Consider the following 21,362-nt stretch of genomic DNA (forward strand, 5'->3'; position numbering starts at 1 on the left):
GCCGGCCGGGCACTCCCCCTTCGCGCCTATCGCGAGTCCGTACCCGGGGCCGATCAGCGACGGCCGCTGCGGCCCTAGCGTCGACGGTGTGACCGACACACTGCCCTACCGCATGTACCTCCTCGCCTACGACGACTCGGCCCGGGGCCCCTTCGACCGCCGCAGGACGGGGTTCCTGGTGCGGGCCGCCGCGCTCGTCGAGCTCGTGCTGCGCGGACGCCTGGTGGAGACCGGCGACGGTGTCGTCCGGGTGGCCGCGCCGGGACCGCCGACCGGCGACCCGGTACTGGACGAGGTCCTGCGGGAGGCCGCCGGCTCCCCGCACGGCTGGAAGCACCTGATCCGGCTGCACCGGTCGCGGACGCTCGCGGCGGTGGAGGACCGGCTCGCGACGCGCGGGCTCCTGGCGGCCGACGAGCGCGGGTGGCGGTTCGCCGGGCGGCGCCTCGCGGTGACCGACCCGACGGACGTCAGGGCGCTCACCGATCACGCGTCCGCCGTACTGCGCGGCGGCGGGCCGGCCGCCGAGGTCGACGTCGCCGACGCCGCTCTGGTGGCACTGTGCGCGGCGGGCCGGGTCCCGTCGGTCGTCCCGCGCCGGGACAGCCGGGTCCACCGGGCCCGCGTCGACGACCTCACCGGCCGGCTCGGCCCGCTCGCGCCGGGCCTGGAGAAGGCCGTACGCGGACTTCACACGACCATGATCGCCGCGCAGGGAGGCATGGGCGGCGGCTGAACCACGACCGGAGCACGACCCCACCACACCGCACCGCACTGCACCGCACCGAACAGGGGGAGACGATGACGGTACGACGACTGACCGCGGCCCTGGCGTGCCTGGCCGCCGCGTGGACCGCCGTCCCGGCCCAGGCCACGGAGACGACGGCGCCGCGACCCGCCGCTGTCGTACGGACCCACGAAGGCGCCCTTCGCGGCAGCGCCGGGGACGGTTACCGCACCTTCGAGGGCATCCCGTACGCGGCCGCCCCCGTCGGCGCCCTGCGCTGGGCCCCGCCCCGGCCCGCGTCCCCGTGGCCGGGCGTGCGGGACGCGACCCGGCCGGGCAGCGCGTGCCCGCAGCAGGCCGGCGAGGTGCCGGGCGGCAGCACGGACGAGGACTGCCTCCACCTGAACGTGACCGCTCCCGCCGGCGCCTCGCCCCGGCGGCCGAAGCCGGTGATCGTCTGGCTGCACGGCGGAGGGTTCACCACCGGCGCGGGCAGTTCCTACGACGCCCACCGGATGGCGGTGCGCGGCGACGTCGTGGTGGTCACCGTCAACTACCGGCTGGGCGCCCTGGGTTTCCTCGGGCACGGCGGGCTTCCGGGCTCCGGCACCTTCGGCCTCGCCGACCAGCAGGCGGCGCTGCGCTGGGTCCGGGCGGAGATCGGCGCCTTCGGCGGCGACGCCCGCGATGTCACGCTGGCCGGTGAGTCGGCGGGCGGCTTCAGCGTCTGCGCGCAACTCGCCTCGCCCTCGGCCGCGGGCCTGTTCGACCGCGCGATCATCCAGAGCGGGCCCTGCACCGGCCGGCCCGAGCGGCCCTTCGCGCCCTCGGCGGCCTCCCTGCCGGCGGTACGGGCGGCGGGTGCGCGGCTGGCCGCCGAGGTCGGCTGCGAGAGCGCCCCCCACGTGCTGGCCTGCCTGCGGCAGGTGAGCGTCCCCCGGCTGCTGGCCGCGCAGGACACCGACCAGCAGCCCGCGTACGGAACACCCCTGCTGCCGCGGGACCCCGGCACGGCCCTCGCCCGGGGACGCTTCCCCCGCGTACCGGTGCTGATCGGCTCCACCCGCGACGAGGGCAACGGCTGGGCCGCCGGGATCATCCAGGCCGGCCACCCCGTCACCCCGGAGACCTGGCCCGGCACCGTGGCCGCCTTCTTCCCCGACCCGGCGCGGGCGGCGGCCGTCGTCCGCACCTACCCGGTCACCGGATCCGACGGCGGACCCGTCTTCGGCGCGGTCATCGGCGACAGCAACTTCGCCTGCCCCACCCTGCGCACCGGCACCCTGCTCACCGCCCGCGTCCCGGTCTGGCGCTACGAGTTCGCGGACGAGCACGCCCCTGCGCTCACCCCGGGCACACCGCCGTTCCCGCTCGGCGCACCGCACGCGAGCGAACTCCCGTACCTGTTCGACCTGGGCGGCCGTCCCCGGACCATGACCCCGGCGCAGCACCGCCTGGCCGGCCTGATGATCGACTACTGGACCCGCTTCGCGCGCACGGGCGACCCGAACGGCGCCCCCTCGACCGCCCCGGCGGCCTCCCGCTCCTGGCGGCCCGGCACGGTGCAGTCCCTGGCCCCCGAGCACACCGGCCCGGCGGACACCGCGGCCCGGCACCGGTGCGCCTTCTGGAACGGCCGGCCGTGACGGGGAGTGCCGGCCCGGCCGGGCCGGCCGGGTCCGCAGCCGCGGCTCACGGGGCCGGTGGGCCGGCAGGGGCTGGGCCGGTGGGCCGGACAGGGGCTGGGCCGGTGGGCCACCGCATGCCCGGGTTTTTCCCCCGGCCCCCAGGGCACCCGGCCAGTGAGCGCGGAGGTGCTGAGATGAGTGTCGGAGAGAAGGCCAAGGCGAAGGCCGAACAGGCGGTGGGGAAGACCGTGCGCCGGGTGGCCCACTCGGTTCACAAGGAGACCCTCGCCGCCAAGGGTGCCGCCCTTGAGGCGCGGGGCAGGATACGGGGCGAGAAAGAGAGGGCGAAGGACTCCTTCAAGCGCTGAGAAGCCCCGGGCCAGCAGCGCGCGGCGGGCTGTTTCCAGGCGCCCCGGGCCGGTGAGGCCGGGGGCGCCTGATCGTCGCGAGGCCGGCGGGCGGAGGTGAAGTCGCTCTCCGCCGCCGGCCGGCGCGGCTCGCTCAGCCGATGGCGTACGCCCGGTACACCGTCTCCACCGAGCGGTTGCCGGCGGCGTCCGTCACCTCGGAGCGCAGGGCGACGGCACCGGAGGCCGGGTTGCGGACGGCGGCCTGCCAGCTGGTGCCGGTGCGCTTGACCGTCGCCGCCTGCCAGGTCCTGCCGCCGTCGGCGGACGACCAGACCCGGACGGACTTGGCGGTCACCTTGGGGAACTTCAGGTCGGGGTCCTGGGCTGCGCGCACGGTACGCACGTCGACCGCCGTGATGCTGTCCGGCGCGGCCTGGTTGCGGCTGTCCAGCCCGGCGGGCAGGAAGCGGGTCAGGAAGACGGGCGCGACCGTCGACTTGGCCGGGTCGGCCTTGAAGCGCCAGTCGAGGGTGACGCGCGACGAGAGCATGCCGGCGGGGAAGGTGATGCCCGGGCGGTGGCGGTGGGCGTCGACGGTCAGGCGGTACGTGCCGGCCGAGCGGATGCGGGCGGAGAAGTCCGCGTCACCGGAACCCCAGTCGGTCAGGGTCTGCTTCTTGACGGTGGTGCCCCCCTTGGACAGGACCACCGTCTCCTTCGTCGGGTCGCCCCAGCCGCCGCCGATGTCGGGGTCCCCGATCAGGCCTTCCGCGACGAACCTGACGGACTTCTGCCCGACCATGGGCAGGTGGTGCAGCGGACCCCACACGGCCCGGCCGAAGGACTGGGTGACGCTCTGCCCCGCCTTCAGCGTCCTGGCCTTCGGGAAACCGCCGCCGACGTCGTCGCCGTTGCTCGCGAAGATGTCGTCACGCGGCTGCCAGGTCCCGGGAGTCACATGGACGGTGGCGGTGTACGGCGCGCTGTCGTCGCGGACCCCGGCCATCAGGTCGGTCGTGCAGTCGTCGGTCTTCGGCAGGGCCTGGATCGCGGTGCTGTTCTGCCGGGCCATCTGGGTGCCGCCGCGCACCGAGAAGCGCATCGTCGCCAGCTTCGACCGCTTGAACGACCCGCCGGGGGCGGCCGGGATGCCCGTGGTGTTCTTCACGGCGACGTAGCCGTCGTCGCCCGACCACTGCGCCAGGTACCCGAACTGCAGCAGCTTGGAGGAGTTCGGGATGGCGTAGAGGGCGCCCGCGTCGTTCCAGCCGGCCACGCTGTAGGCGGAGGGCATGCTGCTGGTGGCGGCGCACACCTGCGCGGTGATCCGCGGCCGGCCGGTCACGTCGGCGGGGGTGTCGAGCGACACCTTGACGGCCTTGCCCCTGCGCGCGTCGATCGTCACCGACTTGCCGCCCGAGACTTGGACGACCTGCGCGCCGATGGTGTCGGTGCCCGGACCGTCCCCGTCGCTCTCGAAGATGTCGGCCATCGCGATGTAGCGCCCCGACGGCAGGCTGATCCGCTTGCCGGACTTGACGCTGTACGTCTGGCCGGACGATGCGGCGACGACGGTGACCGTCGTCGGGACCTTGCCGCCGTGCCGCCCCAGCGTGGTGACGGCCAGTGAGGCCGAGGCCGCCTGCGCGGGAACGGCGCAAGCCGCGGAAGCGACCAGCGGTACCAGCGCGGCCACACCTGCGAAAGCGAGCGATCTTCGTCGCACCATCGACAACTCCCCCTTGGACCCTGAAAGTCGGCCAATCCTAGCCACGCGGCGGGACTGGCTCTCACTCGGTGGCTCTCACTCGGTGGTGTGAACCGCCTCCCGTATCTCCGCAGCGGCCTCCGCAGCGGTGGTTTTGGAGTGGTGTGTCCCACCTAGACTCCGCGCTCATGTCGCTATGGCTGCTCAACCACTTCAGCACCCTCACGCTGGCGGTCGTCACCGTCGGCGGAACCGTTCTCCTGGCCGTCGCCGGGAGTGTGCTGATGCGCCGGAGGTACCCGTCGCTGGCCCGCGGTGAGCACAACGACATGGTCGGGGTGACGCTGGGGATGTTCGGCGCCATCTACGGCATCATCCTCGCGTTCGTGATCGTCACCCTGTGGACGCAGCTGGAGGACACCCAGACCATCGTCGCCTCCGAGGCCACCGACGCGGCGCTCATCACGCGTGACGCCGCCTCGTTCCCGGCCTCGGTGCGTGCCCGCCTCGACGCCACCATGAGCGGGTACGTCCACGCCGTCGTCGAGGACCAGTGGCCCCGGATGCGCGCGGGCCACCCCAGCTACGGGGCCACGGAGCGCCACCTCCAGGACGCCTTCCGCGTCCTCCAGACGTACGACCCGAAGAGCGAGCGGGAGCAGGTCTTCTACGAGCAGGCCGTCGGCCATCTCGACGACGTCGCCACCCAGCGCCGGGCCCGGATCACCATGGCGGGCCAGGAACTCCCCGTGCTGCTCCAGGCTTTGGCCTTCGGCGGCGCGCTGGTCCTCGTACCGCTCACGTTCCTCTACGGCATGCGCAAACTGAGGGTGCAGATCCTGTTCGTCGCGTCGGTCGCCGGGCTCGTCGGCTTCAGCCTGCTCCTGGTGTTCGTCCTGGACCGCCCCTTCGCCGGGGATCTCAGCGTCAGCCCCGCCCCGTACCGCGAGGGCGCCCTCGCCCAGTACTGGGCCCGGTGACCGGGGAGGGGGCGGGCGGCGCCCCGGCACCCTTCCCCGTCCCGCACCCCGCGCCCCGCGCCCCGCTCCTCGTCCGCGCCTACTCGCCGTCCGTGCCGTCCTCTTCCCGGCCGCCGTCCCCGTCCCGGCCGTCCTCGAAGACGAAGAGCGGCTTGGCGCCGTGCGCGGGTGCCTCGGCTAAGGCGATGGCCTCGGTGAAGCGTTCCAGGGGGAACGGCCGGCCGCGGGGGATGCTCAGCACGTCGTCCGCGACGAGGTCGCGCACCTCGGACAGCGCGCGCAGCGCGTCCGCGGGCGAGGCGGTGCCGAACCAGCGGTTCAGCCAGAAGCCGCGGACCGCTTTGGTCTCGTAGATGACCGAACGCGCCGACAGCGGGATGGTCAGTGCCGCCGGGTCGGTCTGCCGATGGGTGGAGAGCGCGCCGTAGACCACGAGCTCTCCTCCCGGGGCCAGCGCCTGGGACACCTGGGCGCCCACGTGGCCCGCGACGCAGTCGACGGCCTTGCGCACGCCGGCCGGCCCCGCGATCTCCGCCACCCGCCGCGGCAGGTCCTCGTCCTCGGTGCAGACGACCTCGTCGCCGCCGAGTGCCCTGATCTCCTCGACGGCGGCGCGTCGCCGCACCACGTTGATGGTGCGGATGCCCAGATGCCGGGCCAGCTGGATGACGAGCCGGCCGACGGTGGATCCGGCCGCCGTCTGCACCAGCCATTCGCCCGGCCGCACGTCGAGTTCGCGCGTCACCAGGAGCAGCGCGGTCAGCGGGTTGACGGCGAGCTGACAGGCGCTGGAGTCGCTCAGCCGGCCGGGGACCGGCAGCAGCCGGCGGGTGTCGGCGACGAGGTATTCCTGCCAGGTGCCGGACACGCGCGGCCCGGGTACGGCCGGGACGGCGACGGCCACCACGCGCTCGCCGACCTCCAGCCCCCCGGTGTCCGGGCCCAGGGCCTCGATCCGGCCCACGCACTCCATGTGCCCGCCGACCGTGGGGAACTCCGGGGAAAAGCCGTAGCGGCCACGCAGTACGTGCAGGTCGCTGGCGTGGATCGGGGTCGCCTTCACCCGGATCAACGCCTGGCCGGGCTCCGGCACGGGAACAGGCCGCGACTCCAGCCGCAGGACCTCGTCCGGCTCGCCGGTCTCTCCGGCTACGAGCGCGTGCATGGATCGCGGCATGAGCGGCCTTCCGTCTCCCGGCACCCTGCGGACCCGGCGGACGGCCCGCACCGTGCCCCCTGATCGATCTCCGGTGTCACCCCTTGCACTCCCCTCAGCTTGCGCTGCTTCGCGGGCGCTGTCCTGTCCTGTGCGGCCCGACCCGTTACATCCGCGGGCAGGGGGTACTCGTGAGTCGACAGCGGAATGTCCCTGCAATTCCTGGAATCTACGGAATCTACGGAATCTACGGAATATCGGAATGTCTGGACTATCTGGAATTCATGTGACGGCTGAGGTCCGCACCGCCGCGCCACGCCTGCGCTGCTGGGTCCCTCCGGGCGTCTACCGCCCCCAGAGCGACACCCGGCTCCTGGGGCGGGCGATGCGCCGCGAAGGGGTCGGCGCGGAGACGGACGTACTGGATCTGGGCACCGGAAGCGGCATGCTCGCGGTGGAGGCCGCCCGCCTCGGCGGCCGGGTCACCGCGGTCGACATCTCCTGGCGGGCGGTCGCCGCCGCCTGGCTGAACGCGCTGCTGAACGGCGAGACCCTGCGCGTGCGCCACGGGGATCTCGCGGCCGCCGTGCCCGACCGCCGGTTCGACCTGGTGATCTCCAACCCGCCCTATGTGCCCGCCCCCGGTCCGCTGCCGGCGAGAGGCCCCGCCCGGGCCTGGGACGCCGGGGCGGACGGGCGGCTGCTGATCGACCGGATCTGCGACACCGCGCCGGCGGTGCTGCGGCCGACCGGGACGCTCCTGATCGTGCACTCCCATCTGTGCGGCACCGGCACCACGCTGACCCGGCTGGCGCGGTCCGGTCTGCGCGCGGAGGTCGTCGACCGGGCCCGGCTGCCCTTCGGCCGCGTACTGCGCTCGCGGCTCGGCTGGCTGCGCGAGCAGGGGCTGACGGGGGACGGCACGACGGAGGAGACCGAGGAACTGGTGGTGATCCGTGCCCGGCCCGTCTGAACGCCCCCGCCGCGTCCGCGTCCAGCGCGAGGGCCCCCTGCTCATCGAGGGGCCGGTCGAAGTGGTGGGCGAGAACGGCGAGGTGACCGTCTCCGAGCGCTTCACCGTGGCTGTCTGCACCTGCCGCCGCAGCCGCACCTTCCCCTGGTGCGACACCAGCCACCGCCGCCGCGACAGGCGGCCCGGCGAAGGCGGGGCCGAGTGAACCACGCGCGCCCGCGACAGCAGTCCCGGCTGCGGCCACCGCCGCTGCCCGAGCCGCGCGGTGCGCTCTCCGCCGCCGTGACGGCCCTGCTGCGGGGATCGGACCCCGGGAGCATGCCGTCCCCTGCGCGCTCCGCGCCGTACGGCGACGACCTGCAACTCGCCCTCTACGTCCTCTACGAGCTGCACTACCAGGGCTTCGAGGGCGTGAGCGAGGACCTGGAGTGGGACAGCCGTCCGCTGGCCTGCCGGCGCGCGCTTGAGGAGCGTTTCCTGGGCGCGCTGCGCAGGGACGTGCCGGTCGACGCCGCCGACACGGCCCGGCGGGCGCTGGACGAGCTCCAGGTCGAACCGGTGGACGGCTCCGGCAGCGTCTCGCACTTCCTCCGGGACCACGGCACCCTCGGCCACCTGCGCGAATACGCGGCACTTCGCTCGCTGTACCACCTGAAGGAGGCCGACCCGCACGCCTGGGTCATCCCGAGGCTGCACGGGCGGGCCAAGGCGGCCATGGTCGCCGTGGAGTTCGACGAGTTCGGCGCCGGCCGCGCCGACGAGATCCACGCGCAGCTGTTCGCCGACCTGATGGCGGACCTGGGGCTGGACACGGGTTACGGGCATTACGTCGACGCCGCGCCGGCCGAGGTGCTGACCACCGTCAACCTGATGTCCCTGTTCGGTCTGCACCGGGCGCTGCGCGGGGCGCTCGTCGGTCACTTCGCCGCCGTCGAGGTGACCTCGTCCCCCGCCTCGCGCCGGCTGGCGGAGGCGCTGCGCCGCGTGGGCGCCGGCCCCGCGGCCGTGCGGTTCTACACCGAGCACGTGGAAGCGGACGCGGTCCACGAGCAGGTCGTACGCCACGACGTCGTCGGCGGCCTCCTGGAGGCCGAACCGTCCCTGGAGACCGACGTGGTCTTCGGCATCCGCGCGACCACCCGCCTCGAAGAGACCCTGGCGGCCCGGCTCCTCGACACCTGGCACGCGGGCGGCACGATGCTGCGCTGAAGAATCCCGCCGCTGCCCGGCCCGCGCCGTTCGGCCTCAGCCCGAGAGCACCGCCCCCGCCTCGGCGAGTTCCCGCAGCGCCCGGTCGCCGGGATGTGCGGCGGCGAGCCGGTGCCCGGCGTCGGCGGCCCAGGCGGGCCCGGATGCGGCGAGGGCGCCGATGATCAGGGCGAGTTGCATGCCGAGGTCGAACGCCGGACGGTCGCCTGCCGCAAGGCGGGCGATGCCCCGGTCGACGGTCGCGGAGAGCTGACCGCGGCACGCCGACACGAGTTCCGGGTGGAGCAGGTCGCTCACCCCGCGGCCGAGCTGGACCCGGTCGGCGATCCGGATCAGCGCCCGGGCCGCCTCGACGCGCTCGGCCGCGGTACCGCGTTCGCCGGTCATGTCGCGGCTGCGGCCCACCGCCTCGGCCAAGTGCGCGAACGTGTCGTCCTGGCTGTGGAAGCGGTCGTACGTCTGGCCCCGCCACGCGAGGTCGTCGGGCCTGACGGCGGCCTCGACGACCGTCGCGTACCCGAGCGGATCCGCCCAGGAGGCGAGTGCGCAGCACGCCAGGAAGCGCGCGGCCGGATCGGCGTCCTCGTCGCGCAGCAGCGCCGACAGGGCCTCGGTCCGCTCCGCGTAGCCGCCGTCGAGGGCGTCGGCGATGACGTCGTCCGGCTCGGCGGGCAGCCCGTCGAAGTCCGTGAACAGGAGGTCCTTCAGCACGGGGCCGGGTTCCCGGCGGGATGCGGCATCCGGCACGCGGCACTCGTCTCCGGTCAGGGGCGCTGGGTGTGGTCGGTTCGAACGGGGCGGGACGGGTGGCGGGGGGCGGGTCAGGCGCCTACCGTGCCGTCGACTCCCTCGCGGAGGAAGTCCGCGTGGCCGTTGTGGCGGCCGTATTCGAGGATCATGTGGAGCATCACCATCCGCAGGGACACGTCCTCGCCCCAGCGGGGCTGGTGGCCGGTGAGGTCCAGGGACCCGGCCTGCTGCTCGACGCGGCGCGAGTGCTCGACCTCCGCCTGCCACACCGCGAACGCCTCCTCGGCGCTCGCGCCCGCGGTGTCGTACGCGGCCTGGAAGTCGAACTCCCGCTCCGACCAGAGCATCGGGGCGGCGTTGTCGTCGAACACCCGGCGGAACCAGGCCCGTTCGACCTCGGCCATGTGGCGGACCAGGGCCAGCAGGGAGAGCGTCGACGGCGGGCTCGACCGCTCCTTGAGCTGCTCCTCCGTCAGGCCCTCGCACTTCATCGCCAGGGTCGCCCGGTGGAATTCGAGGAACGCCCGCAGCGTCTCGCGTTCCGTGCCGAGGAGGGGCGGGCCGATGCGTTCGACGGTCACGGTGGGTTCCTCTCGCGGCGGGCCTGTGCGGGGAAACCTACCCCCGAACGCGCTCCCTTCGGGCGGCCCCGGTGGCCGGGGCCGCCCAGGGAGGGGTTCCCGCTACAGGCTGCGGGCGGTGATGTCGCCGTAGGAGGTGGTCGCGTGGATGTCCAGGCCCGCGGCGCCGTCGGTGCCGTCCGTGTTCTTGAGGGCGTTGTGGATCCGGCCGTGGCCGGTGCCGGCGTCCAGGGACGCGGAGACGCCGCGTGCGGCGCCGACCGTGATGTCGCCCGCCTCGGTGCGCAGCACGACCGTGCCGCGGACGGCCTCGGTGATGCGGAGGTCGCCCTTCTGGGTGCTGATCTCCGCCGCGCCGCCCAGCCGGCCCACGGAGATGTCGCCGGCCTGGACGGTGAGGCGGGCGCTCGCGGTCTCGTCCAGCTTCACCTCGGCCTGCGCGCCCTCGAAGACGACGTCGCCGAGCCGTCCGACGCCCCGGAGGTCGGCGAGGGCCGCCTTCGCCTCGACGCGGGAGCCGGCGGGCAGCTGGACGGTCACCTCGACGGATCCGGAGGTGCCGAGGATCCGGTTCTTCGCCGCCGGGGCCTCGATCCGCAGGACGCCGTCGGCGTACGCGACCGTGATCAGTTCCGCCGCCTTGACGTCGCGGGCCTTGCCGGCGTCAGCGGGCAGGACCTCGACCAGGGTGTCGGTCCGGTCGGCGGCGATGAGGCGGATGTGCCCGGCGGGGATGTCGAGGACGGCCGAGACGGGGGCGGGGGTGTCGAACTTCTGCGCGGCGCTCTGGTTCTTCGACATCGTGTGTCGCACTCCTTCGGTCCGTTGTTTCTGACATTGGAAACGCTACGTTGCGTTCATAGGTTGGGCAACTACTTCGTTGCGCGTGAATTACGTAATCGCTGTTCAGCGTAGGTAAATCATTGCAATGGTTTGGCATCTAATGCAACATGCGATCCTGCTTGCCGTTGCAATAGATGGCGAGTGAACGCTATGCTGCGCATCCCACGGACCACGACAGGAGACCGCGATGCCGGGAGGCAGGCTCACCCAGCAGGAACGGCAGCAGATCGCGCTGGGGCTGGCCGACGGCCTCGCCTACGCGGAGATCGCCAGGCGTCTGGAGCGCCCCACCTCGACCGTCACCCGCGAGGTCATGCGCAACGGCGGCCCCACCGCCTACCGCGCCGACCTCGCCCACCGCGCCACCGAGCACCGCGCCCACCGCCGCAGGCAGCCCGCCCCCCGCGACCCGGGCACCCCCGCGCAGCCGCACGGACGCGACGCCGAGGCGGTGCGCGCGTACGAGGAGATGTTCACCACCGTCTTCATGCAATCGGGCCTGCCCAAGATGACCGCCCGCGTGCTGACCTGCCTCTACACCACCGACGCCGGCAGCCTCACCGCCGCCGAACTGGTCCGGCACCTCCAGGTCAGCCCGGCGACCGTCTCCAAGGCGGTCGCGTTCCTGGAGAGCCAGGGACTCATCCGCCGGGAACGCGACGAACGCAGGCGGGAGCGCTACATCGTCGACGACGACGTCATGTACCAGTCCACGGTGGCCGGCGCCCGCTCCACCGCCCGGCTCGGCGAGGTCGCGCGGCAGGGCGTCGGCGTCCTCGGCTCCGGCACCCCCGCCGCCGCCCGCCTCGAAAACATCGCCCGCTTCGTCGACTTCGTGTCCGAGAGCATCGTCCGTGCCGCGGACCAGGCCCGCGAGGTCCTCCACAGCAAGTCCGCCGCGGCGTCCGGCGCGGACTCCGGCGGGGTTTCCTGAGCGGACGGGATCCGGGCGCGGGAATGACGGGAACGATGACGAAGGCCCCGTACCAGGCTCGGTACGGGGCCTTTGTCAGCCACTTCGAGATGCGCACAAGCAACTTCCGCCGGTCAGACGATCGGTGAGCGGGAGACCGCTCCTACCAGCCGCCGTCGCAGTCGGAGAAATCGGTGACCTGGGCACCCGGACTGCCCTCGCCGTTCAGCAGGTTGCCGCCCAGTCCGTTCAGGATGCCCACCTCCCCGAGGATGTCGATGTTCAGGTCGTGAGACCTGCACCCGCCGCCTCCCATGTGCTGCGCGGCATGGGCGGTGGAGGTGCTGGTGCCTATGAAGCTGACACCGACGATGATCGCGGCCGCCACAGCGGCCCTGTTTACCTTGCGCATTTCTCCTCCTCGGCTCGACTGGAGCGCACCAAAGATCCACTTTTGCGCTCATTTCGGAGGCTAGTGCGGCAGTCCCCGCCGCGCTCTTCGAGGGCGCCGTCCGGGGGCCGTGCGGCTCGAACGGACTACGGAACACCCCACACGGTGCGGGTGCGCGACGCCCACCTCCCCTGCGCCGCCGCGTAATTCACCGCCGGCCTCCCCGGGCCGCGGGGTCTGCTGCATTGGCAGCACCGATGTCACCGGGGAGAGGGACTGGCAGAGCGGACCCGCCGGATCGGTGTGAGCATCGCCTCTAGACGACCGGTGATCACCGACGGTCACCACGGCTGGCTGGAGGACGGATGATAAAGCTCATCTCGAAGCGAGTGTTCGGTGCCGCCGCGGCGGTGACCATGGCGGCGACCGCGCTGGTCGGTGCCGGTGCCGGCAGCGCGGGCGCCGCCGAACGGGCGCACTGCGACAGCGCGGAGCGGGACATGTGGAGCGAGGCGCCCGGCATCGACGTGTTCGCGCGCGGATGCAGCATCCCGGACCAGGACCACCGCTGGTACCGGATCGAGATCGACACCCTCGTGCAGAAGTACTACAAGACGGAGTACGTGACCGGACGGGCCGACCGGACCAAGACCGTGCACGACCGAACCGTCAGATGCCTGGGGCACCTCTCCGAGAAGAACACGGTGCACTGGTTCGGCTGCGTGCCCCACTGATCCCTCCCCCGGGTGTGCTCGCGCCCGCACCCCGCAGCCGGTTCGCCCGGCTGAAGGCCCAGGTCCGAGACCTGGGCCCGGGTGTGCGGCCGGGCGCCCCGGGTCAGGGGCGGGGGGGCCGGGCGCCCCGGGTCAGGGGCGGGGGGGCCGGGCCGTCGCCGGCGCGGGACTCGGCGGTGGTCTTCAGGTCGTCCAGCCATGCTTCGAGGCCCGTGCCGAGCGCCCGGGTCGCGGTGGGGACGTCCGCTTCGACCTGGTCGCCGGTCCAGGTCTCCTCGGTGTGGACACGGACTCCGCCCTCGACCTTCCGGAACGTCCACAGATGGACGCCCTCGTCGATGCGCAGCCCCTCGCCGGTCGCGGGGCCGGTCCACAGGAGGCAGCGCTCGCGCTGGAGTTGCCGGACCGTGGAGGTGATCGTGAGGGTGGTGGCGGGCGTCGTGGGGGTCGCGGGGGCGGGCGTCGTCCAGCGGAACCGCGAGCCCTCGCGCAGGCGGCCGGCGTCGAGGCGTTCGGCGGTGGTGACCGGGGGCTGCCAGGACGGCCAGCGTTCGATGTCCGTCTGCAGCTTCCAGACGGTGCTCAGCGGGGCCTTGATCACGGTGTCGGTCGCGTAGCGGATGGGCGCGTCGGGGTCGACCCCGCGCCCGGCGCACCGGGACGCACCGCCGTGCCGGTCCGGGTGGACGGGTGCGGCCTGCGCGGCCGGGGCCGTGCCCCAGAGCACGCCGGCGGCGGCGAGGGACGCCACGGCCGCGGTCGCGCGGCGGCGGTGGGCGGGAGTGCGCGGGTGCGGGGCGGTGGAACGGGGCTGCCGCTCGGGGGAGTTCGGCCGGCCGTTGCTGGACATGGGGTTCCTCTCTTCGCTTCTTCGCGGTGACGGGTGCGGAGTCCGGCGGCTGTGCGCGCTCGTCACGGGTTCAGGACGACCTTTCCGGCGACCGTGCCGGACTCGGCGAGTCGCAGGGCCTCGGCCACGCGGCTGAGCGGCAGCCGGGCCGCGACCTGGGGGGTGACCTCGCCGCGCAGGACCGCGGCGAAGACCTGGGTGAGGTCGGCGCGGAGCCGGGCGCGGAAGCGGTCCTTGGCCAGGGCCCGGCCGGCCCAGACGTTGAAGAAGAAGGCGCGGCGGCGGTTGGGGAGCGCGTTCCACAGCCACACCCGCAGCAGCAGCTTGACGACGGGCCACTGCTTGGACCCCTCGGCGTCACGGGTGGCGGCGCTGCCGTAGGAGACGAGGGTGCCGCCGGGGGCGAGCAGGCTCCAGGAGTCGGCGATGCCCGGGCCGCCGACGTGGTCGAAGACGGCGTCCGCCCCGCGGGGGGCGAGGGCGCGGATCCGGGCGGTGACGTCGGCGGCGCGGTAGTCGACGGGATCGACGCCGCGTTCCCGCAGCGCGGCGTGGTGGCGGGCGGACGCCGTGCCGATCACCCGTGCGCCGGCGGCCTGGGCCAGCTGCACCAGGACCGAGCCGACCCCGCCGTTGGCCCCGTGCACCACGACCGTGTGTCCGGCGCGGACGCGGGCCTTGCGGTGCAGCATCTGCCAGGCGGTGATGCCGTTGACGACGAGCGTCTCCGCCTCCGCCGCGCCGATCCCGTCGGGCACCGGCACCACGTCCGCCGCGTCGACCAGCACATGGCTGGCCCAGCCGCCGACCTTGACCAGCGCGGCGACCCGGGTGCCGACCAGGTCGGGCCGGACGCCGGGCCCGGCCGCCCCCACCGTGCCGACCATGTCGTAGCCGGGGACGAACGGGAACGGCGGCTGGTCGTAGTAGCGACCGCGGCGCATCTGCTGCTCGGCGAAGGAGACGCCGGTGGCCTCCATCCGGATCACGACCTGGCCGGGGCCGGCGGCGGGCACGGCCCCGTGCCGGACCTGGAGCCCCTCGGGCTCGACCTTGCCCGGCAGGACGACCTCGACGAGTCCCTCGGTGTTCATGGCGACCTCCATGGCAGCCGGCTCGGACACCCGCTGCTCGTTACTTGGCTTCGCGTTCGTTAGAAGTTGTAACGCATCAGCGAAAGAGGAGTCAATAGCTTTAGTGATAACCTCTAACTCACTTGCGGCCGCAGGACGAGCACGACGAGCAGAACGAGCAGGACGAGAGGTGGCGGACCAGTGGCGGAACACGGCACGGAGACCCCGCGCGAGCGCTACCGCGCCCAGGTGCGTACGGAGATCAAGCAGCGCGCGTGGGAGCAGATCGCCACGGCGGGCGCGTCCGCGCTCTCCCTCAACGCGATCGCCAAGCAGATGGGCATGAGCGGGCCCGCGCTGTACCGGTACTTCAGCGGCCGGGACGAGCTGATCACCGCGCTGATCAGGGACGCGTACCGCAGCCTCGCCGACGCCGTCCGGGCGGCGGCGCAGAGCGGCGCGGACCTGGCGGGGCTGGCGCGGGCGCTGCGGAGCTGGGCGCTGGAGGACCCGCAGCGCTACTTCCTCGTCTACGGCACCCCCGTGCCCGGCTACCACGCGCCCGACGACACCGTCGCGATCACGTCCGAGATCATGGCGATGCTGCTGGACGCCGGCGCGGCGATGCCCTCGGACGGCCCGGCGACGCCGTTGGACACGCATCTGGAGGACCATCGGGACTGGGCGGACGGCCACCCCGCCCCGGCCGCCGCGCTCCGCCGGGCGCTGGCCTTCTGGACCCGGCTGCACGGCGTGCTGTCCCTGGAACTCGCCGGCCATTTCACCGGGATGGGCTTCGACGCCGCGCGGCTCTTCGCCGCCGAGGTGGACAGCCTCACCACGGACTGACCGCCGCCCCACCGGACCGGGGGCCCACCGGACCGAGGGTCCACCGGACCGGGCCCCTGCCGGACCGGAGCCCTGCCGGACCGGAGCCCTGCCGGCGGCACGGCCCCCGGCCCGGTGCGGGGCGCACCTGATCGCTACGGCCGGGCCGCCGACCCGGTGTTCACCTGTCCCTTCGCGCTGTGCTCCAGCCACGCGGGCCAGGCGAGGTTCCAGTCGCCGTAGCCGTTGCCGGCCTCGACCGTGTCCGTGGAGCCGGTGACGCGGATGACGTCGCCCGGGACGAGCCGCCGGTAGAAGCGTTCGGCGGTGCCGTCGGTGGCGAGGCCGACGCAGCCGTGGGTGACGTTGGACCGGCCGGCGTAGGTGTTGGCGTTGGGGTTCTGGTGGACGTAGGTGCCGGAGGCGGTGATGTGCACGGCCCAGGCGTAGTAGCCGCGGTAGGCGTCGCCGAGGTCGACGGTCCGGGAGTCCATGTAGACCCTGGGCTGCTTGTCCATCACCACCATGGTCCCGTTCCAGGTGTCGAGGCCGGGCCGCCCCGCGGTGACCGGGATGCGGGTGGCGGGCTTGCCGTCCTCCTCGACGGTCATCGTGTGCCGGCGCACGTCGACGGTGGCGGTCAGGGAGCGGCCGACGGTGAAGTGCCGCACGGCGTGGCTGCCGACGCGCAGCGTGACGCGGGTGCCGGGCTTCCAGTACGCCGGCGGGCGGAAGTCGACGCGCTGACCGTCGTACAGGTTGCGGTCCTTGACCCAGCTCCAGGCGCCGGTGACGGCGGGCTCGCTGCCGACGCTGAGCCAGTGCTCGACCGCCGCCCGCCGGGACGCGGGGACGGCGTGCGGGAAGGTGACGGATATCGGCATGCCGACGCCGACCGTGTCGCCCTCGCCGATGTTGACCCGGGCGCCGGCGAGGGCGGCGGGCTCCGCGACGGCGGGCGCGGTCCGGCTGGGCGCCGCGGTGGGCCGGTGCGTGCCGCCGGAGGCGGTCGGCGAGCCGGCGGCCGGCGCGGTACCGGCCGACGAGGTGGTGGCGGCGCAGCCGGTCGCGCCGAGGACGAGCGCGCAGGCGGCGGCCAGGACGGCCGCGGCGGTGCGCGGGCGGTGCGGACGGTGCGGGCGGTTCGGACGGCGGCCGGTCGAGACGTGCGTGACCACGGAGGTTCCCCCTGGATTTCGGTGCGGACATGGTCTGTACGCACCCCGCGGCGGCCCGGTTGCATCCGGCTCCGGGGAATTCCCCGGCCCCGCGCACGGGGACGTCCGCCCGCCGCCGCGCCGTAAAATCGCCAGTCGGGGACGGGGGAGACGGGCGGGGGAGCCGAAGTGACCGAGGAGGAGTTCGACGCCTTCTACGCGGGCGCGTTCCCGCGTCTCGTGGGGCAGTTGTACGCCTTCACCGGCGACCATGCCGAGGCCCAGGACGTGGTGCAGGAGGCGTTCGTGCGCGCCTGGGACCGGCGGGCCTCGTTCGACGCGGCCGAGGCACCGGAGGCGTGGATCCGCACGGTGGCCACCCGGCTCGCGGTCAGCCGTTTCCGGCGGGCCCGGCGCTGGCTCGAACTCGTCCGCGCGGACACCCCGCCGGAGCGGGCCCCGGGCCCGGGACCCGAACATGTCGCCCTGGTCGCCGCGCTGCGCGAGCTGCCGGCGGCACAACGGCTGGCCGTGGTCCTGCACCACGTGTGCGACCTGAGCGTGGAGCAGATCGCGGCGGAGACCGGCTCGCCCGCCGGCACGGTCAAGGCGCGGCTGGCCCGGGGCCGGGCCGCGCTCGCTCGTCATCTGTCGCCCGAGGAGGCTGAGACCATGACCGGGACGAAGGAGGCCACCACCCATGCCTCATGACCCGTCGGGCCCGGCCGCGCCCGGGGAGCCGGCCGACCGGCTGACGCGGGCGTTGCGCGAGGTGGCCGCCGAGGGCCGCCGCTTCGCACCCGCCCCGGGCGCGGACGTACGGCGGCGGGCCGTGCGGCGCCGCCGCACCCGCAGGGCCGGGCTGCTGACGGCGGGACTCGTCGTCGCCGGCACGGCCGTCCTCGCCGGTGTCACCGCGCTGCACCCCGACGGCCGTCCGGTGCCGCCGCCCGCCGCTACCGCCTCCACCAGGGCCCCGGCGCCGCCCCCGTCCCCCGACGACGACGCCGCCGTCCACGACATCCGGATCGACCTGACCACGCTGGAACTGCGCGCGGGCGGGCGGACGTTCCCCATCTCGGCGCCCGGCATGAACCAGCCGTTCCGCGGCGACTCGGTCGGCCGGGTCACCGAGCGCCTGCGCAGCGCGCGGTTCAGCTCGGCGCCGACGGGCGTGGTGGAGCGGCACGAGTGGGTGCTGGTCTTCCTCGGCCCGCGGCGCGACGAGCACTTCGTCTACGGCACCGACCCCGCGGCGGTCGACGTCCCCGGGCGCCGGCCGTCCACGCTGGGCCAGATCGGTCTGCGCACCGCCGACGCCCGCTGGCTCTACGAGCACACGGCCGACGGCGCCCAGGTCGTGCTCACCGGGGACGGCACCTGAGAGCCGGCGGGCCGCCGGGCCGTCAGCTGGTGAAGATGAAGTACTTCCAGCTGCCGTACGTCGTCGCGTTCACGTTGTCGCCCGACTTCGTGTCGATGTAGGACGAGCGGATCCGGAAGCGGACGCCGGTCGGCGGGGTGCCCGTGAGTTCCAGGGTGTCCTTGCCGCCCGGGGGGAGCGCGAGGAACTCCGTGTGCGTGTCCCGCCAGGCGCCCTTGGAGTAACTCTGCATCTCCGCCTGGTACTTGCGGCCCTTGTACGCGGTCATCGTGGTGTCGTAGACCGGGTCCTTGGACTTGTGGAAGTAGCGGTAGGTCTGGTCCCAGGCCTTCTTGGAGGTGTAGTAGCCGCTGAGCGCGGACGACACCCGCACCCGGGTGCCGACCGTGCTGGTGGCCGCGGCGGGCGCGTACCGGGTGTCACCGGCGAACTTCGCCGTGACCTTGGTGTCCCGGGTCAGGGTGAGGGTGACGGACAGATTGCCCGCCGAGTCGACCGTGCCGGACTTCACCAGCTTCTCGGGCTTGTCGCCGCCGTAGGGGTCGGCGTAGATGTCGACCTTGCGGTTCGTGTACGTCGTGCCCAGGTGCGCCGTGAACTTCACCGCGCTGTCGTACGCGTACGCCGTGCCGCCGTTGTTCAGGGACAGGGCGGCCGTGCTGGGGGAGACGGTCACGGTGGCGGTGGCGGTGGCACGGGCGTGGTACGTGTCGCCCGCGTACGTGACCGTGTACGTGACCTTGCCGGCGGCCGGCGGGGCGTCGGTGAAGGAGTACGTGCCGTCGGCGCCGACCGTCGCCGTGCCGCGTGCGCTGCCCGCCGGGGACTCGGCGTCGGTGCGGGTCACGGAGACCGTGCCGCCCGCCGGGAAGGCGTGCGTCGACGTCAGCCTGCCGGTGACGGAGAGGGACTTGGCGCGGGGCGAGGCGGCCGGGGCGCTGGCCGTGAGGGCGGTGTCCGCCTTGGCCGGGTCGGTGAAGACGCGCAGCGCGTACACGTTGGCGTCGTTGTACGACACGGCGAACAGCTTGCTGGTGTCCGGTGCCCAGGCGAGACCGTTCGCCGCGAGGGTGTCGGAGCCGGTGCTGGTGCCGGTGTTCGGGAGGTCGTACTGGCGCAGCGTGCCGGAGTCGCCCGGCGCGAAGACGTGCACGTCCGGGTCGTACCAGGAGAAGGTGCCCGCGGCGACGGCGCCGTTCGGGGCGATGTCGACCGCGTTCGGGTACGCGGTGGTGGGGTAGCTGCCGTCCTCCGAGAGGTCCGAGAGCTTGAACATCTGGTGCCGGTAGGGGGCGCCGCTGGCGGTGACGACGTCCTTGCCGTCCGGGGTGACGGCGAGATCGGCGAGGTCGCTGCTGTTGCCCGGGTCGAACGCGTACGCGGTGCGGTTCGCGGTGCCCGACGACACGTCGTACACGGCGAGTTCGACCGGGCTCTGGTCGGGAGCGCCCGCCACCAGGGTGCCCGGGGCGCCGGCCGAGGAGCCGAGCACCGGGGCGCTGTACCAGGAGCGGGTGGTGTCCTGCCGGAGGGCGACCACCGGGTCGGCGCCGCTCAGGTCGAGCGAGCCGATGTTGCCGCTGCCGCCGTTGCCGTAGCCGAACCAGAGCTTGCCGCCGGCCAGGGCCGGGTACTCCGGCCGGGTGCCGGTGCCCGTCGGGTAGCGGCGGGCCTCGGTGGCCGTGGCGGTGTCGAGGGCGACGATCGCGTCGGCGCCCTCGACCGCCGCGTACAGCGTGCCGGAGTCGGCGGACAGTTCCAGGCCGCGGACGCCGGGCAGCGCGTCGACGGTGCCGACGACCGTGCCGCTGTAGTCGGTCGCGACGACCTTGCCCGCGGCCGGGTCGCTGATGAACACCCGCTGGTGGACGCCGTCCACCACCATGTCACCGGTGGACGTCACCGGCAGGACGGCGCTGGAGTCGGCCAGCGCGGGCGCGGCCGACGTGACCGCGAACGCGGCCGAACCGGAAAGGACCGCGAGCGCCGTCGCGGCCGGAAGAGTGCGTATACGCACGGTGGTTTCGAACCCCCGCAACTCAAAGAGCCCCTGCTGAGCCAAGGGATAGGGGGAGCGTAGGGGACGGGAGTGACAGCGGAGGCACAGGAGGGTCAACGATCCTCAAAGATCGTCAAACATTGCACTAGCTGTGGGGGCGGCGGGATCAGCAGGAGTCGGCGGGGGCCGCGCTCACCGCGTCGCGCTGCCAGGTGAGATGCCGGATGGTGCCGTCCTCCTTGCTCTTCTTGCCGCCCTTGGGTTCGACCTTGAGGGTGACGCCGGCGCCGTCCACCGCGAGGAGTTCGCCGCACACCGTCTCCTGCCGGGTGTGCACCCGCACGGTCTGCGCCGGCTCGTCAGGTCCCGGCGCCACCCAGGTGAGCAGGATGCCGGCCGCGGTGGCCAGCACGCCGAGCACGGTGGCCCGCAGCGCGCCGCCGATCCGGGAGGCGATCCGCTTCCGCTCGTCCTCCTCCCAGTCCAGCAGCTTGGCGGCGTGCGCGTGCTTCAGCACGTCACCGGGCCGGCCGTGGGCCGCCGACACGGCGAGGAAGGCGGCCACGAGCAGCAGGACGAGACCGGCAGCCACCAGCGCGACGACCGCCTCGCGGTAGCCGTCGGGCAGCTCGGCGACGTTCTCCCGGCCCTTGAGGACCAGCACGGCGGCCAGCAGCCCGGTGGCGACGGTGAGGAAGTTCCGCCAGCCCTCCGCCTGCGCCCGCCCGATCTCCAGCTGCGCCTCGGTCATCGCGTCGAGCCGCAGCTGGGCGCGTTCCAGCTCCTCGGGCTCGTATCTGCGCGGTGGCGTCGTCATGAGCCGGCGCCCGCCGGCCGGACGGCCACCCACTTGGCGCCGCAGCCGCCGGTCTCCTGCTCGTCCCCGGGGTGGGGCAGCCGGCACCGGCAGCGCATGTACACCTCGCCGGGCACGTCGTCCGCCGCCGAGCCCCTGCGCGCGCCCTTCGCGATCGCGCCGGGCGTGACGTCCGGGAGCGGATGGCGGGTCGCGCCGGCGCAGGCCGGGCAGGTACCGGTGATCACGAGCCGGCCACCGGAGAAGTCCCAGACGAATCCGGTCTGGTCCGGCAGGTGACGGGACGCGTAGGGGGTGTCCTGGTGCGACAT

24 protein-coding genes are annotated in these 21,362 nt (G+C 73.7%); 12 read left to right on the plus strand and 12 right to left on the minus strand.

From position 1 onward, the window contains the following. Positions 1-88: 88 nt before the first annotated feature. The 3 genes from ACF073_RS21815 to ACF073_RS21825 all read left to right on the plus strand — a co-directional run bounded on the left by ACF073_RS21815 (position 89) and on the right by ACF073_RS21825 (position 2,723). Positions 89-736, plus strand: a complete 648-nt coding sequence (locus ACF073_RS21815; protein WP_392072331.1) for a GPP34 family phosphoprotein — start codon at positions 89-91, stop codon at positions 734-736. Between the two features lie 65 nt (positions 737-801). Further along, positions 802-2,373 carry a carboxylesterase/lipase family protein gene (locus ACF073_RS21820; protein ID WP_392072332.1) on the plus strand — a complete coding sequence of 524 codons (1,572 nt, stop codon included), beginning with the start codon at positions 802-804 and terminating at the stop codon, positions 2,371-2,373. 176 nt (positions 2,374-2,549) lie between these two features. Beyond that, the gene (locus ACF073_RS21825) at positions 2,550-2,723 is read left to right on the plus strand and encodes a hypothetical protein (protein ID WP_392072334.1); all 174 of its coding nucleotides are present in this window, start codon (positions 2,550-2,552) and stop codon (positions 2,721-2,723) included. A 133-nt stretch (positions 2,724-2,856) separates the two neighbouring features. Here ACF073_RS21825 and ACF073_RS21830 read toward each other — a convergent pair whose 3' ends face one another. Further along, positions 2,857-4,434 (minus strand): hypothetical protein, encoded by a 1,578-nt coding sequence (locus tag ACF073_RS21830; RefSeq protein ID WP_392072336.1) that lies wholly within the window; start codon positions 4,432-4,434, stop codon positions 2,857-2,859. A gap of 167 nt (positions 4,435-4,601) precedes the next feature. Here ACF073_RS21830 and ACF073_RS21835 point away from each other — a divergent pair, with 167 nt between their 5' ends. Continuing rightward, positions 4,602-5,393, plus strand: a complete 792-nt coding sequence (locus tag ACF073_RS21835) for a DUF4239 domain-containing protein (RefSeq protein WP_392072338.1) — start codon at positions 4,602-4,604, stop codon at positions 5,391-5,393. 79 nt (positions 5,394-5,472) lie between these two features. Here the strand turns inward: ACF073_RS21835 and ACF073_RS21840 are convergent, their stop codons facing one another. Then, positions 5,473-6,558, minus strand: a complete 1,086-nt coding sequence (locus ACF073_RS21840) for a zinc-dependent alcohol dehydrogenase family protein (RefSeq protein ID WP_392072340.1) — start codon at positions 6,556-6,558, stop codon at positions 5,473-5,475. 277 nt (positions 6,559-6,835) lie between these two features. On the opposite strand from ACF073_RS21840, the gene ACF073_RS21845 reads away from it, so the two are divergent. From ACF073_RS21845 to ACF073_RS21855, 3 genes are read left to right on the plus strand one after another with little or no spacing between them, the layout of a single operon-like run. Further along, on the plus strand, positions 6,836-7,522 hold the full coding sequence (locus ACF073_RS21845) for a HemK2/MTQ2 family protein methyltransferase (RefSeq protein WP_392072342.1): 687 nt from the start codon (positions 6,836-6,838) through the stop codon (positions 7,520-7,522). Beyond that, on the plus strand, positions 7,506-7,727 hold the full coding sequence (locus tag ACF073_RS21850; protein ID WP_392072344.1) for a CDGSH iron-sulfur domain-containing protein: 222 nt from the start codon (positions 7,506-7,508) through the stop codon (positions 7,725-7,727). The genes ACF073_RS21845 and ACF073_RS21850 overlap by 17 nt, the downstream gene beginning before the upstream one ends. Next, a complete protein-coding gene (locus ACF073_RS21855; RefSeq protein ID WP_392072345.1) occupies positions 7,724-8,731 on the plus strand; it encodes an iron-containing redox enzyme family protein in 1,008 nt (335 codons plus the stop codon). Before ACF073_RS21850 ends, ACF073_RS21855 begins: the two co-directional genes overlap by 4 nt. A 36-nt stretch (positions 8,732-8,767) precedes the next feature. Here ACF073_RS21855 and ACF073_RS21860 read toward each other — a convergent pair whose 3' ends face one another. The 3 genes from ACF073_RS21860 to ACF073_RS21870 form a co-directional block, all read right to left on the minus strand. Then, entirely contained in the window at positions 8,768-9,442 is a 675-nt protein-coding gene (locus tag ACF073_RS21860; RefSeq protein ID WP_392072347.1) for a hypothetical protein, read from the minus strand. Between the two features lie 110 nt (positions 9,443-9,552). Further along, on the minus strand, positions 9,553-10,062 hold the full coding sequence (locus tag ACF073_RS21865) for a DinB family protein (RefSeq protein WP_392072349.1): 510 nt from the start codon (positions 10,060-10,062) through the stop codon (positions 9,553-9,555). Between the two features lie 102 nt (positions 10,063-10,164). Continuing rightward, positions 10,165-10,863 carry a DUF4097 family beta strand repeat-containing protein gene (locus tag ACF073_RS21870; RefSeq protein ID WP_392072351.1) on the minus strand — a complete coding sequence of 233 codons (699 nt, stop codon included), beginning with the start codon at positions 10,861-10,863 and terminating at the stop codon, positions 10,165-10,167. A gap of 229 nt (positions 10,864-11,092) precedes the next feature. Between ACF073_RS21870 and ACF073_RS21875 the strand changes: the two genes are divergently transcribed. Continuing rightward, positions 11,093-11,839, plus strand: a complete 747-nt coding sequence (locus ACF073_RS21875) for a helix-turn-helix domain-containing protein (protein WP_392072353.1) — start codon at positions 11,093-11,095, stop codon at positions 11,837-11,839. 142 nt (positions 11,840-11,981) lie between these two features. On the opposite strand, the gene ACF073_RS21880 is transcribed toward ACF073_RS21875, so the two are convergent. After that, positions 11,982-12,230, minus strand: coding sequence for a hypothetical protein (locus ACF073_RS21880; RefSeq protein ID WP_392072355.1), 249 nt, complete (start codon positions 12,228-12,230; stop codon positions 11,982-11,984). Between the two features lie 344 nt (positions 12,231-12,574). Here ACF073_RS21880 and ACF073_RS21885 point away from each other — a divergent pair, with 344 nt between their 5' ends. Then, positions 12,575-12,943, plus strand: a complete 369-nt coding sequence (locus ACF073_RS21885; protein ID WP_392072357.1) for a hypothetical protein — start codon at positions 12,575-12,577, stop codon at positions 12,941-12,943. 103 nt (positions 12,944-13,046) lie between these two features. Here ACF073_RS21885 and ACF073_RS21890 read toward each other — a convergent pair whose 3' ends face one another. Continuing rightward, on the minus strand, positions 13,047-13,793 hold the full coding sequence (locus tag ACF073_RS21890; protein WP_392072359.1) for an SRPBCC family protein: 747 nt from the start codon (positions 13,791-13,793) through the stop codon (positions 13,047-13,049). Positions 13,794-13,855: 62 nt separating this feature from the next. Next, positions 13,856-14,887 (minus strand): medium chain dehydrogenase/reductase family protein, encoded by a 1,032-nt coding sequence (locus tag ACF073_RS21895; RefSeq protein ID WP_392072360.1) that lies wholly within the window; start codon positions 14,885-14,887, stop codon positions 13,856-13,858. A gap of 180 nt (positions 14,888-15,067) precedes the next feature. Between ACF073_RS21895 and ACF073_RS21900 the strand changes: the two genes are divergently transcribed. Further along, the gene (locus tag ACF073_RS21900) at positions 15,068-15,715 is read left to right on the plus strand and encodes a TetR/AcrR family transcriptional regulator (protein ID WP_392072362.1); all 648 of its coding nucleotides are present in this window, start codon (positions 15,068-15,070) and stop codon (positions 15,713-15,715) included. Positions 15,716-15,849: 134 nt separating this feature from the next. Here ACF073_RS21900 and ACF073_RS21905 read toward each other — a convergent pair whose 3' ends face one another. Next, a complete protein-coding gene (locus tag ACF073_RS21905; protein ID WP_392072364.1) occupies positions 15,850-16,872 on the minus strand; it encodes an Ig-like domain-containing protein in 1,023 nt (340 codons plus the stop codon). Between the two features lie 168 nt (positions 16,873-17,040). On the opposite strand from ACF073_RS21905, the gene ACF073_RS21910 reads away from it, so the two are divergent. Further along, positions 17,041-17,562 carry a SigE family RNA polymerase sigma factor gene (locus tag ACF073_RS21910; RefSeq protein WP_392072365.1) on the plus strand — a complete coding sequence of 174 codons (522 nt, stop codon included), beginning with the start codon at positions 17,041-17,043 and terminating at the stop codon, positions 17,560-17,562. Then, on the plus strand, positions 17,552-18,235 hold the full coding sequence (locus ACF073_RS21915; RefSeq protein ID WP_392072367.1) for a L,D-transpeptidase: 684 nt from the start codon (positions 17,552-17,554) through the stop codon (positions 18,233-18,235). The genes ACF073_RS21910 and ACF073_RS21915 overlap by 11 nt, the downstream gene beginning before the upstream one ends. Positions 18,236-18,257: 22 nt before the next feature. Here the strand turns inward: ACF073_RS21915 and ACF073_RS21920 are convergent, their stop codons facing one another. From ACF073_RS21920 to ACF073_RS21930, 3 genes are all read right to left on the minus strand, one after another. Further along, on the minus strand, positions 18,258-20,252 hold the full coding sequence (locus ACF073_RS21920) for a YncE family protein (protein WP_392072369.1): 1,995 nt from the start codon (positions 20,250-20,252) through the stop codon (positions 18,258-18,260). Between the two features lie 148 nt (positions 20,253-20,400). Then, positions 20,401-21,051 (minus strand): hypothetical protein, encoded by a 651-nt coding sequence (locus tag ACF073_RS21925; RefSeq protein ID WP_392072371.1) that lies wholly within the window; start codon positions 21,049-21,051, stop codon positions 20,401-20,403. Beyond that, positions 21,048-21,362, minus strand: a complete 315-nt coding sequence (locus tag ACF073_RS21930; RefSeq protein ID WP_392072372.1) for a hypothetical protein — start codon at positions 21,360-21,362, stop codon at positions 21,048-21,050. Before ACF073_RS21930 ends, ACF073_RS21925 begins: the two co-directional genes overlap by 4 nt.

This window comes from Streptomyces sp. NPDC015171 (assembly GCF_043079545.1).
Lineage (GTDB): Bacteria > Actinomycetota > Actinomycetes > Streptomycetales > Streptomycetaceae > Streptomyces.